The following is a 14,773-nucleotide window of genomic DNA, read 5'->3' as shown; positions in this document are numbered from 1 at the left end:
GGCGGGTGCCGTCTCAGCGGCCCAGCGGGCGCCTCGGCAGCGGCGACGAGTAGACGACGCTCGTGGTCACCGACCCCAGCGCGCCGATCCGCCCGGCGACCTCCTCCAGGTGGTTCATCGAGCGCGCCGCGACCTTGATCACGAAGCAGTCGTCGCCCGTGACGTGGTGCGCCTCCAGGATCTCCGGGGTCACCTCCACCAGGTCGTGGAACGGCTTGTAATTGCCGTTGGGATAGCGCAGGCGGACGAACGCGAGGATCGGCAGGCCGAGCCGCTCCGGGTCCACCACGGCCGCGTACCCCTGGATCACGCCCGCCTCCTCGAGCCGGCGGACCCGTTCGGTGACGGCGCTCGGGGACATGGCGACGGCCCGGGCCAGCTCGGCATAGCTGGCGCGGCCCTCGCGCTGGAGGACGTCGAGGATGCGCCAGTCGGTGGCGTCCGTGGAATAACCGGTCATGAGGGAGAGGTAACAGGGGATTTCCCGGCCGATCAAGGGGTTGACCGGGGATCGGCTTTCTGCGGGGGGGGCGGGTTCCGGGGCCGCCCGGGGCGGCTCTCGCCCGGCTTCCGTGGCGTACGCGCGCCGGATCGGGCAATGACCGGCGGTGTACGGAAAGCGCCGGGGAATCCCCGGCCGATCATCCCCTACGCCGAGGATCGGCCCTTCAGGGGCGGCCGGCACGCCCGTAGATTTCTGGCCATGAGCACTACGACGCAGACTCCGAGCCCCGCCGCCACCGGCGCCCCCAACTCCGTACTCCGGGTGCCGCCCGCATCGCCGGCCGCGGCCGCCGCGTACTTCGGCGCGAGCCTCGCCTTCCACGCCGACGTGTCCGACGTCGCATCTGCACTCGCCGCCGACGGCGACCCCGGCTTCGTCGTGATCGACTCCCGGTCGACCGCGAGCTGGGACCAGGGCCACGTCCCCGGTGCGATCCACCTGCCGACCGCGCTCATCCCGCAGCAGGCCGAGCAGCTCCTCGACAGGTCCGTCCCCGTGGTCACCTACTGCTGGGGCCCCGGCTGCAACGGCGCGACCCGCGCCGCCCTCGCCCTCGCCGAACTCGGCTTCCAGGTCAAGGAGATGCTGGGCGGCTTCGAGTACTGGGTGCGCGAGGGCTTCGAGTTCGAGACGTGGGAGGGCAGTGAGCGGCGCGCCCCGGACCCGCTCACCGCGCCCGAGGACGCGGCGGACTGCGGCTGCTGAGGTGCGGTGGCGGGGCGCGACGGCCGGGTGCGGAGGCCGGGCGCGGCGCATCAACTCCCGTGCGCCCGGGCCCCGTACGGGAAATGATGATCTGTCATGCCCCTTCTCCCACACCCCACCCCCGAAGCGCTGCGCCGCGATCCCCTGCCCCTGCGCGGGCGCACCGCCCTGGTCACCGGAGCCAGCAGGCGCGGCGGCATCGGCTACGCCGTGGCCCGGCGCCTCGCCGCGTACGGCGCGAGCCTCTATCTGCATCACCACGTGCCGCACGACGCCGCGATGCCCTGGGGCGCCGACCGTCCGGCGGACGTCGTCGCCGGAGTACGGGCCGCGCTCGGCGACCCGCGGGCGCGGGTCCACGACGCGCCCGGCGACCTCGCGGACCCCGCCGCACCGGCAGAGCTGATCGCCACGGCCGCCGACGCGCTCGGCGGGCGGATCGACATCCTCGTCGCCAACCACGCCGTCAGCGGCGACGACGGCACCCTCGACGGCATCGACGCCGCCAAGCTCGACACCTACTGGGCGGTGGCACCCGCTCGGTGGTCCTGGTCGTGCAGGCGTACGCTCGGCTGCGGGCCGCACTGCCGCCCCGCACGCCCGGCGGCCGCGTCGTGATGATGACCTCGGGGCAGGACATCGCGGGCGGCATGCCCGACGAGATCGCGTACAGCCTGCAGAAGGGGGCGCTCGCCTCCGCGACGCTTCCCCTGAGGAAGGATCACCGGGCAGGTGATCGACTCCGAGGGCGGATTCCGCCGCTGAGGGTGGAGCCGATCAGAGCGCCGACAACTCGTCCACCAGGTCATCCAACCCCAGCGACCCCTGCGACAGCGCCGCCATGTGCCACGCCTTCGCGTCGAACGCGTCGCCGAGCCGCCGCCGCGCGTTCTCGCGGCCGAGCAGCCAAGCACGTTCGCCCAGCTTGTAGCCGATGGCCTGGCCGGGGATGGAGAGATAGCGGGTCATCTCGCTGGCCACGTAGTCCGTGGGGCGGCTGCAGTGCGCGTCGTAGAACTCCTGCGCGAGGTCGGGTGTCCAGCGCTCGCCGGGGCGGAAGGGCGAGTCCGCGGGGATCTCCAGCTCCAGGTGCATGCCGATGTCGACGATGACCCGCAGCGCGCGCATCATCTGCGCGTCCAGATAGCCGAGCCTGCGCTCCGGGTCGGTGAGGAACCCGAGCTCGTCCATGAGCCGCTCCGCGTACAGCGCCCAGCCCTCCGCGTTGGCGCTGACGATGCCGAGCGTGGCCTGGTAGCGGGAGAGGTTCTCGGCGACGTGCGCCCACTGGGCCAGCTGGAGATGATGGCCGGGCACGCCCTCGTGGTACCAGGTGGAGACCAGGTCGTACACGGGGAAACGGGTCTCGCCCATCGTCGGCAGCCAGGTCCGCCCCGGCCGCGAGAAGTCCTCGGACGGGCCCGTGTAGTACGGGGCGGCCGCGCCGCCCGGCGGCGCGATGTGCGACTCCACCTTCCGTACCCGTTCGGCGAGTTCGAAGTGCGTGCCGTCAAGCGCCTCGATCGCCTCGTCCATCAGCTCCTGCAGCCAGACCCGGACCTCGTCCACGCCCTCGATGTGCGCGCCGTGCTCGTCGAGATGGGCGAGCACCACCCACGGCGTGGCCGCGCCCGGCAGGATCTTCTCGCCCTCGGCCCGCATCTCGGCAAGGAGCCGGTGGAACTCGGACCAGCCGTACGCGTACGCCTCGTCGAGGTCAAGGTCGGCCCCGTTGAAGTGCTGCGACCAGCGGGCGTAGCGCTCGCGGCCCACCGTGTCGGGGGCGCCCTCGATCGCGGGCGCGTAGACGTCCCGCATCCAGTCGCGCAGGGCGACGACGGCCTCGGTGGCGGCGCGCGCGGCGGCGTCGAGCTCGGCGCGCAGCGCGGCGGGTCCTTCCGCGGCGAACTCCTCGAACCAGCCGCGGTCGTCGCCCCCGGACGTGGCCCACTCGCCGAGCTGTCCGATGAAGGTGGCGGTGGGGCGCGGCGCGGCGAACAGCTTGCGTTCCAGGCCGAGTTCGAGCGATGCGCGATATCCGGCGTACGCGGCGGGCACCGCCCGCAGCCGTTCGGCGATCGTCGCCCAGTCCTCTTCCGTCTCGGCCGGCGTCACGGCGAAGATCTCCCGCACCGCGTGCGGGAAGGTGTGCAGATTGCCGACCGCGCGCAGCCCCTCGTCGGCGTCGTGCATGGCGAGTTCGGCGGTCAGCCGCTCGCGCAGCAGCCGTGCGCAGCGTCGCTCGGCGTCAGTGTCGGCGCCGGGCGCGCGCTCGGCCTCGTCGAGCCGGGCGAGGGTCGTGCGGGCCAGCTCGGCGAGGGCCTCCTGGCCGGCGGGCGAGGCGTCGGGGAGCCGGCTGTGGCTGGCTTTGACGCCGAGATAGGTGCCCTCGATCGGGTTGAGGACGATGAGCTCGTCGACGTACGCGTCGGCGATCTGGCGCGGCAGCGGGTTCTGGGCCGGGAGCTTCGTGTCTGACATGCGGACATACTCGTACGCGGGACCGGCCCGCGTCATCAAGATTCGCCGCGGGCTTCCCCTGGCTCGGCGGCTTCGCACCGCGGCGGGAGGAGCGGCCCGCACTCCCACTGCTGGAAGATCAACCGCGTCTCCACGCGCGCCACTTCGCGCCGCGAGGTGAACTCGTCCAGGACGAGCCGTTGCAGATCGGCCGCGTCGGACACCGCCACGTGCACCAGATAGTCGTCGGGGCCCGTGAGGTGGAAGACGGAGCGGGACTCCGGCAGCGCCCTGACCCGCTCCACGAACGGACCGACGAGTTCACGCCGGTGTGGCCGGACCTGCACGGAGAGCAACGCCTCCAGGCCGCGGCCGAGTTTCGCCGGATCGAGCCGCAGCTGATGCCCCAGGATCACGCCGGAGCGCCGCAGCCGGGAGACCCGGTCGAGGCAGGTCGACGGCGCGACGCCGACCTGCACCGCGAGATCGCGGTAGGTGGTCCGGGCATCGTTCTGCAGCAGCCGCAATATGCGGAGATCCACCGCGTCCAGTACGACATTTTCAGCCACTCTCCGAACGTAGCACGGGATTCAACGACCGGTCATCGGCCTTTGTTCAGCATCCTCGCCATGGACACGAACACGGAACCCCGTACCGGATCCGGCCACCGCGCCCCGACCGCCGCACGCGCACTGGCCACCGAGGCGGTGCACGCCGGACGCGACGACCTCGCGGGACTCGGCCTGCACGCCGCACCGATCGACCTGTCCACCACCTATCCGTCGTACGACACCCGGGGCGAGGCCGCGCGGATCGACGCGTTCGCCGCCGACGGCGCCCTGGACGACGGACCGCCCGTCTACGCCCGCCTGGCGAACCCGACCGTGGCCCGGTTCGAGACCGCGCTCGCCCGGCTCGAAGGCACCGAGAGCGCGGTCGCGTTCGCGAGCGGCATGGCGGCGCTGAGCGCTGTCCTGCTGGTCCGTGGTGCCGCGGGCCTGCGGCACGTCGTCGCGGTCCGTCCTTTGTACGGGTGCAGCGATCACCTTCTTACGGCGGGGCTGCTCGGCTCCGAGGTGACCTGGGTCGACCCGGCCGGGATCGCCGACGCCATCCGGCCCGAAACGGGCCTGGTGATGGTCGAGTCGCCCGCGAACCCGACGCTCGCCGAACTCGATCTGGATGCGGTGGCCCACGCCTGCGGGACCGTGCCGCTGCTCGCCGACAACACCTTCGCGACGCCCGTTCTGCAGCGTCCCGTCGAGAGCGGGGCGCGGCTCGTGCTGCACAGCGCCACCAAGTACCTGGGCGGTCACGGCGACGTCCTGGGCGGTGTGGTGGCGTGCGACGAGGAGTTCGCCCGGCAGCTGCGCCAGGTGCGGTTCGCCACCGGCGGGGTGCTGCATCCGCTCGCCGGCTATCTGCTCCTTCGCGGCCTTGCCACGCTGCCGGTCCGGGTTCGGGCCGCCTCCACGAACGCGGCGGAGCTGGCGCGCAGGCTCGCCGCCGACCCGCGGGTGGAGCGCGTGCACTATCCGCGGATCGGCGGCGCCATGGTCGCCTTCGAGGTGCGCGGCGACCCGCACGCGGTGACCGCCTGGGTGCGTCTGATCACCCCGGCGGTCAGCCTCGGCAGCGTCGACACGCTCATCCAGCATCCGGCGTCCATCAGCCACCGTGTCGTGGACCCGGCGGACCGCCGCTCGTCCGGCGTCAGCGACAGCCTGCTGCGCCTGTCGGCGGGTCTTGAGGACGTCGAGGACCTCTGGCAGGACCTCGACCAGGCGCTCGGCCCGGTCCCCGCTACTCCGCCCGCTGGGGCTCGAAGCTCGCGTCGTACGGCGGCCGCGAGATGACCGGCGTCGCGTCGAGCCGGGCCGTGATGACCAGCGTGCCCTCCTCGATCTGGTAGTCGAGCGGGAGACCGAGACCGCGCATCGCGGCGACCATGCCGGTGTTGGAGGCCTGCGTCACCGCGTACACGCTCTCGCAGCTCGCCTCGACCGCAAGGGCGACCAGGCGGCCGAGGAGTTCGGTGCCGATGCCGCGGCGCTGCCACTCGTCCTCGACGAGCAGCGCGATCTCCGTCTCGTCGCCGTCCCAGAGGAGATGGCCGATGCCCACGATGCGGCCGGACGCGGTCTGCACCGCAAGGGTGCGGCCGAAGCGCGGGCTGAGCAGGTGGTTGAGGTAGCGGTCGGCGTCGTGCACGGGGCCGTGGTAGCGCATGCTCAGGGTGCGTCGCGAGCAGCGGTCGTGCATGGCCTTGGCGGCCTCGACGTCGGTGGTGTCGGCGCGTCGTACGGTGATGGAATTGCCCTCGGCGAGGGTCAGCACGTCCTGGCTGCGCGGGATGCGCGGGCCGAGCCGGGTGTCCAGCTCCACCAGGGCACGCGCGCGGGCGAACTCGGTGGGTGTGAACGGCAGATAGGGCCGCTCGACCGTGATCACCTCGCCCTCCGGTGCCCGCAGCCGCAGCACGGTCCCTTCCAGGGCGCCCTCGACGGGTGCGCCGTCGGTGGCATCCGCGGCGGCCGCGTCCTGAGACGTGGCGGGCAGCGAGCGGATGGTGCAGCGGCCCAGCAACTGGCGCAGCGCGAGCGGCAGTTCGGCCGCGTCGAGGGCGGTGCGCGTTGCGAGGCCCAGGATGCGGGTGGGGGCGTCCACCAGGTCGTGGGCGTCCGCCCGCTCGATCCAGGTGCCCGAGCCGCCGGCGTGCGAGACGCCCCGGGTGATCTCGGCCGCGGAGAGCTCCTCGGGCGCGCGCAGCAGGAACTCGTCCACGGTGCCTTCGGCCAGCGGGTGCGCCTGCAGGCTGAGGATGTCGACCCGGCCGTGTGCCAGAGCCGTGCACAGGGCGGCCAGCGAGCCCGGCTCGTCGCGCACCGTGGTGCGCATCCGCCACAGAGCGGTCGCTCCGGCGGAGTGTTCCGTGGGGTGCCCGGCCGGCCGGGCGTCGGCATCGTCCGCTGTCGGAGGTGCGTGGTTGTGGCGCCGTGCCCACCATGTGTGGAACCCGGCCGTGGCGATAAGCACCACGGCCGAGATCACCAGCAGGGCGGCGCCGTCGGGGCCGTGCCCGATCAGGTTCGCCACCGCGTCGGCCACGGCCACGGCCGTGAAGAGGGCGGCCAACTCGACCAGGTCCCGCCGCCAGTGGTGGACGGGGCGGCCATGCTTCGTTCGCGTCACATCAGACATGTCAGCACTCATACCGTCACTGTGAAGGAAGGGTGTTGCGTGATCACGAACGCTTTGTGACTGATGGGTTAAGACGCCCTTTGCCCCTTTGGTGACTATTCGCTCCCGCTTCGGGTCCGGACTTGACGTCTTGGGTGACGCCGGCCGACCGTCCGCGGGTTGCGCTCAGTCCTGCCCCACCCGGCCCGGCTGCAGCACCTTGCTGAAGAGCACCTCGCCGCCCTCCTGCCGCAGCCGCACCGTCAGCTCGCCGCTCCCGCCGTCGATGTCGACCTCGCCGAAGTACTGCGGCGTCTCGGCCGGCGAGGTGTTGGCGCGGTTCGGCGCCTTCACGAACCGCTGCTCGGGACCGAACGTCCCGTCCAGCTTCAGCGCCTGGAAACCGCCGGCGGCCAGCGGCCCCGACACGAACTCCCAGAACGGCGCGAAGTCCTTGAACGCCGCCCGCGACGGGTCGTAGTGCTGCGCCGACGTGTAGTGCACATCGGCGGTCAGCCACAGCGTCCCCGTGATCCCGCGGTGCTTGATGTGCCGCAGCAGCTCGGCGATCTGCAGCTCACGCCCGAGGGGCGCGCCGGGATCCCCTTGGGCGACCGCCTCGAAGTTCACCTTGCCGTCGGGCACGATCAGACCGAGCGGCATGTCCGAGGCGATCACCTTCCACACGGCGCGCGAGTGCGACAGCTCCCGCTTGAGCCAGCTCAGCTGCTCGGCGCCGAGGATGCCGGTGGCCTCGTCGGGCTGCCTGCCGGGCGAGTTGGCGTTGCGGTAGGAGCGCATGTCGAGAACGAACACGTCGAGGAGCGGACCGTGCCGGAGGACCCGGTACACCCGCCCGTCCTTGTCACCGGCCGGCAGCGTGGAGATGGGGAAGTACTCGCTGAACGCCCGCAGCGAGCGCCCCGCGAGCACGTCCACGTTCTTCTCCGTGTAGCGGTCGTCCTCCAGGATCTGCCCCGGGTACCAGTTGTTGCGCACCTCGTGGTCGTCCCACTGCACGATGGAGGGCACCTGCGCGTTGAAGCGCCGCACGTTCTCGTCGAGCAGGTTGTAGCGGAAGGCGCCGCGGAACTCCTTGAGCGTCTCGGCGACCTTCGACTTCTCCTCCGTGGTCACGTTCCGCCACACGCGGCCGTCGGGCAGCGTGACGCTCGGCAGGATGGGCCCGTCGGCGTAGATGGTGTCGCCGCTGCACAGGAAGAAGTCCGGGTTCCTGCGGCGCATGTCCTCGAAGACCGTGAAGCCGCCGCGGTCCGGGTTGATGCCCCACCCCTGGCCCGCGATGTCGCCCGACCACAGGAAGCGCACACCGTCCTTGCGCCCCTTCGGCGCCGTACGGAAGGTGCCGGTGACCGGTTCGCCGGTACGTCTCGGGTCGTCGGGGTCGGCGAGCACCACGCGGTAGTGGATCTGCTCGCCGGCGGGCAGCCCGCGCAGCCGCGTGGTCCCCGTGAAGTCCGTGTCCGGGCCCAGCACCGGGCCGTGCCAGCGGGTGGGGTTGCGGAACGACTCGGTGGCGGACGTCTCGACGACCATGCGGGCCGGGCGGTCGGAGCGCACCCACACCAGGCCCGCGTGCGCGGTCACGTCACCGGCCTGCACGCCCCACTCGGCCCGCGGGCGTCCCGAGCGGGAGAGCGCGGGAGCGGCCCCGGCCAGGGCGGGCACGGCAAGCGCCGCGGGCAGGGCGAGCGAGCCGCGCAGCACGCTGCGGCGGCGGGGGGACGGGCTCGGCGTCGGGTGTGACATGAATGCGCCTCCAGTGACAGGTCCGACCAGTGTGCAGGGCCACAACTAACGGTGCGTCGCGGCGCACACGCAAACCACAAGTGAACAACTGCCCATGGGGACAAGGGAACCGGCGTGCGAACACCACATGGCCTACGTCCCCCGCCCCATACCCCTGGGGCGACGGACCGAGACCGAACGGCCGATGGCCGCAAGATCAGCCGCTGCCTACGCTCACACCAGCGGTGCGCGGCAGAGCGCGCCGGCAGTGCGCGGCCGAGCGTGCCGCACCGAAGGGGGAGCCCCATGCCGTTCAACGGTCAGAGCCACATCCGCGTCGCCCGTCCGTCCCGCGACCTCGCGGCGGCGGAGCGCTTCTGGGCGGGCGGGCTCGGCCTCGACGTCGTCTACCGCGCGAACGGCGGTTCCGCTCCGGGCGAGCACGACCTGCTCATGCTCGGCCGACCCGACGCCTCCTGGCACCTGGAACTCGTCCACGAGGCGGCGCGTCCCGTGCAGCCCCGGCCCACCGAGGAGGACCTGCTCGTGATCTACCTCGACGGGCCCGTGCCCGACAAGATGGTGGCGCGCCTCGAGGAGCACGGCGGCAAGCGCGTCCAGTCGCCCAATCCGTACTGGAACGAATGGGGCGTCACCGTCGAGGACCCCGACGGCTACCGCCTGGTGCTCTGCACGCGCGCGTGGTCCAACTCCTGAACCGCACCGGCGTGGTCCAACTCCTGAACCGCCTCGGCAAGGAGACGCACCCCCTCTGCGAGCCGCGCGGGGGAGAGATGGGCGTAGCCGAGGACGAGCGCGAGGCCCGGGCCCCGCGCCGCGTCGTCGTCGGCGTGTGTGTAGTCGCTCAGCGGCCGCACCGCGATCCCGGCCGCGGCGGCCCGCCGCAGAAAGGCCTCCTGCGGCCCCCAGCGGCCGGGCAGCCGGGCGATGACATGGAGCCCGGCGGCGATGCCGCTCACCTCGGATCCGGGGAAGTGCTCCGCGAGCGCCGCGACCAGTGCGTCGCGCCGCTCCCGGTAGGCGCGCTGGCAGCGGCGCAACTGCCGGTCGTAGTCCCCGCGTTCGACAAGGCGCGCGAACACCGCCTGGTCGAGCACGGGATTGCCTAGGTCCATCATGCGCTTGCGGGCGACCACCTCATCGGCCATCGCGTCGGGCACGAGCAGCCAGCCAAGACGCAGCCCCGGAGCAAGTGACTTGCTGACAGAGCCGGTGTACGCGACATGTCCGGGGTCGAGCCCCTGCAGTGCGCCCACTGGGGTTCTGTCGTAGCGGAAGTCCCCGTCGTAGTCGTCCTCGACGACCAGACCGTCCACGTCGCGGGCCCAGTCGAGGAGTTCGGCGCGCCGCCGGGCCGAGTACCCGATGCCCAGCGGGAACTGGTGGGCGGGCGTGGTGACGACCGCGCGCACACCACGCTCCCTGAGTACGTCGGTGATGACACCCTCGTCGTCGAGCGGCATGGGCACCGTGGAGACGCCCGCGGACGCGAACAGCTCGTCGTGCTGCGGGCTTCCGGGGTCCTCGACGCCGACGGTGCGCACCCCGCGCGCGTGCAGCACGAACCCGATGAGCGCCATCGCCTGCGCCACTCCGGAGCACACGACGATGCCCTCCGGGTCGGCGACCACGCCCCGGCGCCGCGTCAGGAGTTCCGCAAGGGCCGTGCGCAGCCGGGGCAGGCCGCGCGGGTCCGGGTAGCCGAGCTGGTCGTGCGGCAGATCGGCCAGGACGCCGCGGTGCGCCGCCGCCCATGCCGAGCGCGGGAACAGGGACAGGTCGGGGGTCCCCGCGATGAAGTCCACGCGCGCGTGGACCGGACGCGGAGCCAGATCGCGCGCCCCGCGCTCGGCCGCCCGCGCCGCGCCGCCCACCCATGTCCCCGCCCCGCGGCCGCTGCGCAGGTAGCCCTCGGCCGTCAACTGCTCGTACGCCTCCGTGACAAGACCCCGCGAGACGCCCAGATCGGTGGCGAGCGCACGGCTCGACGGCAGCCGCGTCCCCGGAGCGAGCCGCCCGGACCTGACCGCGTCGCGCAGCGCCGACTGGAGGCTGCGGCCACGGCTGCGGGCGGGCGCGGCCGCGGCGGGGAGCAGCAGCTCCCATGCCGGGGTGCCCGGAGCTGTGCGCGCGGCCTCGGCAACTTCGCTCTCGGCCCTCTTGGCAGCCTCGCCGCCCTCGTCGCCCTCGTCGCCCGAACCCGATGCCACCGGTACACGCACCTCCTGAGCCGGAAAGTGGTCCCCCAACAGACCCCGGAAGTGGACCTTAAACCGGTCCGCGTCCGTTCCTAGTGTCAGGGGCATGAACGCGAACCTCACCCGCGGCTCCCTGCTCGCCGCACTCGCCTGCCTCCTCGTGGGCGGCTCCTTCACCGCCAACAGCCTCCTCGGCGACTACCCGTACGCCGGTGGCCAGTTCCTCCGCTACGCCCTGGCCTGCCTGCTGCTCCTGCCGCTGCTCGGGCGCGGCGGCACCCGACCGCTGCGCCGTCTCGCACCCCGCCAGTGGGGGCGCCTCGCGCTGCTCGCCGCCGTCGGCATGGTCGGCTTCAACCTGGCGATCCTCGCGGCCGAACGCACGGCGGAACCTGCCGTACCGGGTGTCCTCGTAGGGTGCGCGCCGGTCGTCGTGGCCGTCATCGTGCCGCTCCTGGAGGGCCGTCGACCGCAACGGGCCGTCATGTACGGCGCGTTGATCGTCGCCGCGGGTGCCTTCGCCGTGCAGGGGTGGGGGCGCACCGACACGGTGGGCATCGTCTTCTCGGTGGGCGCGCTCGCGGGCGAGGTCGGGTTCGCGGTGCTCGCCGTCCCCGTCCTGCGGCCGCTCGGCCCGAAGCTCCTGTCCGCCACGGTGTGCGGGATCGCCGCGGTGGAGTCCGCCGTCATCGGGATCGTGGTCGACGGCGGCGGGTGGCTGCCGATGCCCGACGCCACCGAGGCGGCTGCCCTGCTGTGGCAGGCGGCGATCGTCACCGTCATCGGGTTCGTCTGCTGGTACTCGGGCATCCAGCGCATCGGAGCCGAGCGGGCCACCCTCTTCTCCGGCCTCATTCCCGTGGCGGCGGCCTGCACGGCCCCGCTGGTCGGCACCGGCACCTACGGCGTCCCGCAGGCCGTCGGGAGCGCACTGGTCGGCGCCGGTGTCGCCCTGGGCTCGGGAGTCCTACGCGGCCGCGGCGCGCCGGCAGGTGTCGGCGATGACCCGCGTGACCAGGGCCGGGTCGTCGTTCATCGGGACGTGCCCGCAGCCGGGCAGCCGCACGAGCCGGGCTTCGGGGACCGCGTGCTTGGCCCGGATGCCCTGGCGGCGGAGCAGGATCCGGTCACGGGTGCCCCACGCGACGGTGACCGGAAGCCCGGGCACGTCGTCGGCGAAGAGCACGTCGCGGCCTGCGGACAGGGTCTTCTCGAACCCGGTGGCGCCGCGCAGCGCGAGCGTCTCGGCGACCACGGCCTCCGGTGAACGGCGGCCGGGGCGGGCGTAGATGGTGCTGGTCAGCGCCGCACGCCCGGCGGCCGTCGCCGCGAGCCGCTCGATCGCCGGCAGCGGAAGGAGCCGCGCTCCGTGCCGCATCGCGAGCAGCGTGGTGAATGCGTACCGCCGCTCGGCGGGGCTCCAGAACCCGGCAGGGGAGAGCGCGGTGACCGAGCGCACCAGCTTCTCGCGGCCCAGCTCCAGGGCGAGCAGGCCGCCCAGCGAGTTGCCCGCCACATGCGGGCGTTCGATCTCCAGGGTCTCGCACAGCGCGCCGAGCGCGGACACCACCGTCGAGGCGTTGTACGCGAGACCGTCGGGCAGCGCGGGGGACGCGCCGAAGCCCGGCAGGTCCACGGCGATGACGTCGTACTCCGTGGCGAGAAGCCCGAACACCGGGTCCCAGGCCTGGAGGTGGTGGCCGATGCCGTGCAGCAGGAGCAGCGGCTCGCCCTTGCCCGCGCGTTCGTGGGCGACGGACACCGTCCGGGGGCCGTCGGGCGATTCGACGCTGAAGGACACCTCTGTGGCCATTGCTGCTCCTGTCCCCGCCGGCGGGCGACGGTCCCCTGATCAAACCGGTCACCTTGTAGACACCTTGTCAGCAACAATTACCGCTCAGTAGCTCCGAGTTCAAGGGGCGTGCCGGTGCCGCTCGACGGTGTGTGCCGCGCCGCACCCCTTTCGTCTGGACAGCGGGGGATCCGTCGGCTGGGATGGAGGGGTGGCAACGGACACCGCGACCAGCGACTTCGAAGAACATCGGCCCGTCCTGATGGGCGTGGCCTACCGCATGCTCGGCCGGGTGGCCGACGCCGAGGATGTGGTGCAGGACGCTTGGCTGCGCTGGTCGACGGCCGACCATGCGCAAGTGCGCGAACCGCGCGCCTACTTGGTGCGCGTCACGACGCGCCTCGCCATCGACCGACTGCGGCACGTGCAGTCCCGGCGTGAGTCGTACGTGGGGCCGTGGCTGCCCGAGCCGCTGGTCACGGACTTCGGGCCGACCGTCCCCGACACCGCCGAGCGGGCGGTGCTCGCCGACTCCGTGTCGCTCGCCGTCCTGGTCGTCCTGGAGTCCCTCTCGCCCCTGGAGCGTGCGGTGTTCGTGCTGCGGGAGGCCTTCGGTTTCCCGTTCTCGGAGATCGCCGTCACGCTGGACCGCGGCGAGTCCGCGGTGCGGCAGCTCGCCGCGCGGGCCCGTAAGCATGTCGACGAGAAGCGGCCGCGCTACGAAGTCGACCCGGACGAGCGCAGGGACCTGACGGAGCGCTTCCTTGCCGCGGCGGCCGAAGGTGACCTGGACGGGCTGATGTCCCTGCTCGCCCCGGACGTCCGCCTGGTGGGCGACAGCGGCGGCAAGGCCAAGGCCCCGCTGCGCATCATCGAGACGGCCGACAAGGTGGGCCGCTTCCTCGTCGGCGCGAGCCGCAAGGGCCTGGCTGCCGACGCGGATGTCGAGTTCCGCTTCGTCGAGCTCAACGGCGCCGGTGCGGTGCTCGGTCTGGTCGACGGAAAGCCGGACGTCGTCTTCCAACTCGACGTCGCCGACGGCCAGATCAAGGACCTGTACATCATCCGCAACCCGGACAAACTAGCCGGTCTGGCCGCATAGCGGCCAATTGGCGTCCCTGTAGCGGCATTCGGCCAACCCCCGTCCACTTGGGACGGGGGTTTTGTCTTGTTCGCTACGAGTGCGTGACGCGGTGCCAACATCGCGTGAATGCTCTGTGGCATCGGCCCTGTGCGCGCTGTAACGGATCGAGGATTGGTCTTGACCAAGGGTGGGTGCGGGCCTATCGTCGCCAGAGATAGTGCAGGAACCTTTAATAAACAAGGGCGCTTAAACGCCGCCGGTACACAGCGATTGCGGAGGACAGGGTGGGGACCACGCAGTTGGAAACGGCGCCGGAGCCGAAGTACTGGCACCTCAAGACGGTGCTCAGCGAGGCACTCGACTCCGAGTTCTCCGTCGGCGAGATCCTGCCCAACGAACGTGACCTCGCCGCCCGGTTCGGCGTCGCACGCGCCACGCTCCGTCAGGCGCTCGAGCAACTGGAGCTGGAAGGCAGGCTGCAGCGGCGCCGCGGTGTCGGCACGACCGTCGCCCCGCCGCGGATGGGTGTGGCCGTCGGATCGGCGCAGGGCGCATGGCCGGGCGCGGTCGGCGACGCCTGGCAGCCCGCGGACTGCGCGCCGGCGGTCCCGCCCGCGGAAGTGGCCCGGATGCTTGCGGCCCTCCCCGATGAGGAGGTGCACGTGGTGCGCCGCACCCGCGTCTCGCACGGCCAGCCCGTCGCGGCCGAACTCCTCTACGTACCGATGTCATCGGTCCCCGAACTCTCCGCCATCGACGCCCCGTCGGGACCGGCACGCGCGCGTGCGGTGCTGCGCGAGCTGCAGCGGCTCGGCCTCGAAGGACAGGACCGGGCCGTCGAGCTCGGCTCGGCCCGCGCGGACGACGCCAAGGCACTCGACCGCCTGCCCGGAGCGCCGGTCCTCGTCGTGACGACCCGCTTCTTCTCCGAGGGCCGCACGGCCGCGGTCTCGGCGGCGACGTACCGCGCCGACACCTGCCGCCTCACCTTCGGTGACGCAGGCGGCGTCGAAATCCACCATGGCCCGGAGCGGCGCGCTTCCTGAACCTGGACAGCCGACCGTCGGACGCGGCCCCCT

The 14,773-nt window shown here is 72.5% G+C and carries 12 protein-coding genes and 2 pseudogenes; 7 read left to right on the top strand and 7 right to left on the bottom strand.

All coding sequences use genetic code 11. The features are described 5' to 3' along the window. Positions 1-13 precede the first annotated feature (13 nt). Positions 14-460, bottom strand: coding sequence for an Lrp/AsnC family transcriptional regulator (locus AB0G47_RS19935; RefSeq protein ID WP_135333921.1), 447 nt, complete (start codon positions 458-460; stop codon positions 14-16). Between the two features lie 243 nt (positions 461-703). On the opposite strand from AB0G47_RS19935, the gene AB0G47_RS19930 reads away from it, so the two are divergent. Both AB0G47_RS19930 and AB0G47_RS19925 read left to right on the top strand, forming a co-directional pair. Next, complete coding sequence (locus tag AB0G47_RS19930) at positions 704-1,210, top strand: rhodanese-like domain-containing protein (RefSeq protein ID WP_360771393.1); 507 nt, start codon at positions 704-706, stop codon at positions 1,208-1,210. A gap of 96 nt (positions 1,211-1,306) precedes the next feature. Further along, positions 1,307-1,921, top strand: a pseudogene (locus AB0G47_RS19925) (SDR family oxidoreductase); the annotation flags it as partial. 66 nt (positions 1,922-1,987) lie between these two features. Here the strand turns inward: AB0G47_RS19925 and AB0G47_RS19920 are convergent. Then, positions 1,988-3,691 carry a DUF885 domain-containing protein gene (locus AB0G47_RS19920; protein ID WP_360771390.1) on the bottom strand — a complete coding sequence of 568 codons (1,704 nt, stop codon included), beginning with the start codon at positions 3,689-3,691 and terminating at the stop codon, positions 1,988-1,990. A 35-nt stretch (positions 3,692-3,726) separates the two neighbouring features. Next, positions 3,727-4,239: an Lrp/AsnC family transcriptional regulator gene (locus AB0G47_RS19915; protein WP_360771387.1), complete on the bottom strand. Its 513-nt coding sequence runs from the start codon at positions 4,237-4,239 to the stop codon at positions 3,727-3,729. Between the two features lie 60 nt (positions 4,240-4,299). Here AB0G47_RS19915 and AB0G47_RS19910 point away from each other — a divergent pair, with 60 nt between their 5' ends. Continuing rightward, positions 4,300-5,526: a PLP-dependent transferase gene (locus tag AB0G47_RS19910; RefSeq protein WP_360771384.1), complete on the top strand. Its 1,227-nt coding sequence runs from the start codon at positions 4,300-4,302 to the stop codon at positions 5,524-5,526. Here the strand turns inward: AB0G47_RS19910 and AB0G47_RS19905 are convergent. Together AB0G47_RS19905 and AB0G47_RS19900 are read right to left on the bottom strand one after the other, a co-directional pair. Continuing rightward, entirely contained in the window at positions 5,474-6,871 is a 1,398-nt protein-coding gene (locus tag AB0G47_RS19905; protein WP_360771692.1) for a GNAT family N-acetyltransferase, read from the bottom strand. The two genes, AB0G47_RS19910 and AB0G47_RS19905, sit on opposite strands and share 53 nt — an antisense overlap. Positions 6,872-7,036: 165 nt before the next feature. Then, positions 7,037-8,620, bottom strand: a complete 1,584-nt coding sequence (locus AB0G47_RS19900; RefSeq protein ID WP_360771381.1) for an alkaline phosphatase D family protein — start codon at positions 8,618-8,620, stop codon at positions 7,037-7,039. 285 nt (positions 8,621-8,905) lie between these two features. Here AB0G47_RS19900 and AB0G47_RS19895 point away from each other — a divergent pair, with 285 nt between their 5' ends. Further along, positions 8,906-9,316 (top strand): VOC family protein, encoded by a 411-nt coding sequence (locus AB0G47_RS19895; protein WP_360771378.1) that lies wholly within the window; start codon positions 8,906-8,908, stop codon positions 9,314-9,316. On the opposite strand, the gene AB0G47_RS19890 is transcribed toward AB0G47_RS19895, so the two are convergent. After that, complete coding sequence (locus AB0G47_RS19890) at positions 9,274-10,719, bottom strand: PLP-dependent aminotransferase family protein (protein WP_360771691.1); 1,446 nt, start codon at positions 10,717-10,719, stop codon at positions 9,274-9,276. The two genes, AB0G47_RS19895 and AB0G47_RS19890, sit on opposite strands and share 43 nt — an antisense overlap. Positions 10,720-10,924: 205 nt before the next feature. On the opposite strand from AB0G47_RS19890, the pseudogene AB0G47_RS19885 reads away from it, so the two are divergent. Beyond that, positions 10,925-11,761, top strand: a pseudogene (locus AB0G47_RS19885) (DMT family transporter); the annotation flags it as partial. 24 nt (positions 11,762-11,785) lie between these two features. Here the strand turns inward: AB0G47_RS19885 and AB0G47_RS19880 are convergent. Next, the gene (locus AB0G47_RS19880; protein ID WP_360771376.1) at positions 11,786-12,631 is read right to left on the bottom strand and encodes an alpha/beta fold hydrolase; all 846 of its coding nucleotides are present in this window, start codon (positions 12,629-12,631) and stop codon (positions 11,786-11,788) included. A gap of 190 nt (positions 12,632-12,821) precedes the next feature. Here AB0G47_RS19880 and sigJ point away from each other — a divergent pair, with 190 nt between their 5' ends. Next, positions 12,822-13,712 (top strand): RNA polymerase sigma factor SigJ, encoded by an 891-nt coding sequence (gene sigJ / locus AB0G47_RS19875; RefSeq protein ID WP_360771373.1) that lies wholly within the window; start codon positions 12,822-12,824, stop codon positions 13,710-13,712. A gap of 266 nt (positions 13,713-13,978) precedes the next feature. Continuing rightward, entirely contained in the window at positions 13,979-14,740 is a 762-nt protein-coding gene (locus tag AB0G47_RS19870; protein ID WP_360771370.1) for a GntR family transcriptional regulator, read from the top strand. Positions 14,741-14,773 lie beyond the last annotated feature (33 nt).

It is taken from the genome of Streptomyces sp. NPDC021622, from assembly GCF_040640795.1.
In the GTDB taxonomy this organism is placed as follows: Bacteria; Actinomycetota; Actinomycetes; order Streptomycetales; family Streptomycetaceae; genus Streptomyces.
Note: the sequence above shows the minus strand (reverse complement) of the source record. Positions and strands in the feature narration are given on the sequence as shown.

What these genes read in the sequence shown, in the direction of transcription:
- AB0G47_RS19920 (WP_360771390.1), bottom strand. Translation starts at nt 3,691, where the DNA reads ATGTCAGACACGAAGCTCCCGGCCCAGAACCCGCTGCCGCGCCAGATC.
- AB0G47_RS19880 (WP_360771376.1), bottom strand. Translation starts at nt 12,631, where the DNA reads ATGGCCACAGAGGTGTCCTTCAGCGTCGAATCGCCCGACGGCCCCCGG.
- AB0G47_RS19900 (WP_360771381.1), bottom strand. Translation starts at nt 8,620, where the DNA reads ATGTCACACCCGACGCCGAGCCCGTCCCCCCGCCGCCGCAGCGTGCTG.
- AB0G47_RS19930 (WP_360771393.1), top strand. Translation starts at nt 704, where the DNA reads ATGAGCACTACGACGCAGACTCCGAGCCCCGCCGCCACCGGCGCCCCC.
- AB0G47_RS19895 (WP_360771378.1), top strand. Translation starts at nt 8,906, where the DNA reads ATGCCGTTCAACGGTCAGAGCCACATCCGCGTCGCCCGTCCGTCCCGC.
- AB0G47_RS19935 (WP_135333921.1), bottom strand. Translation starts at nt 460, where the DNA reads ATGACCGGTTATTCCACGGACGCCACCGACTGGCGCATCCTCGACGTC.
- AB0G47_RS19905 (WP_360771692.1), bottom strand. Translation starts at nt 6,871, where the DNA reads ATGTCTGATGTGACGCGAACGAAGCATGGCCGCCCCGTCCACCACTGG.
- AB0G47_RS19910 (WP_360771384.1), top strand. Translation starts at nt 4,300, where the DNA reads ATGGACACGAACACGGAACCCCGTACCGGATCCGGCCACCGCGCCCCG.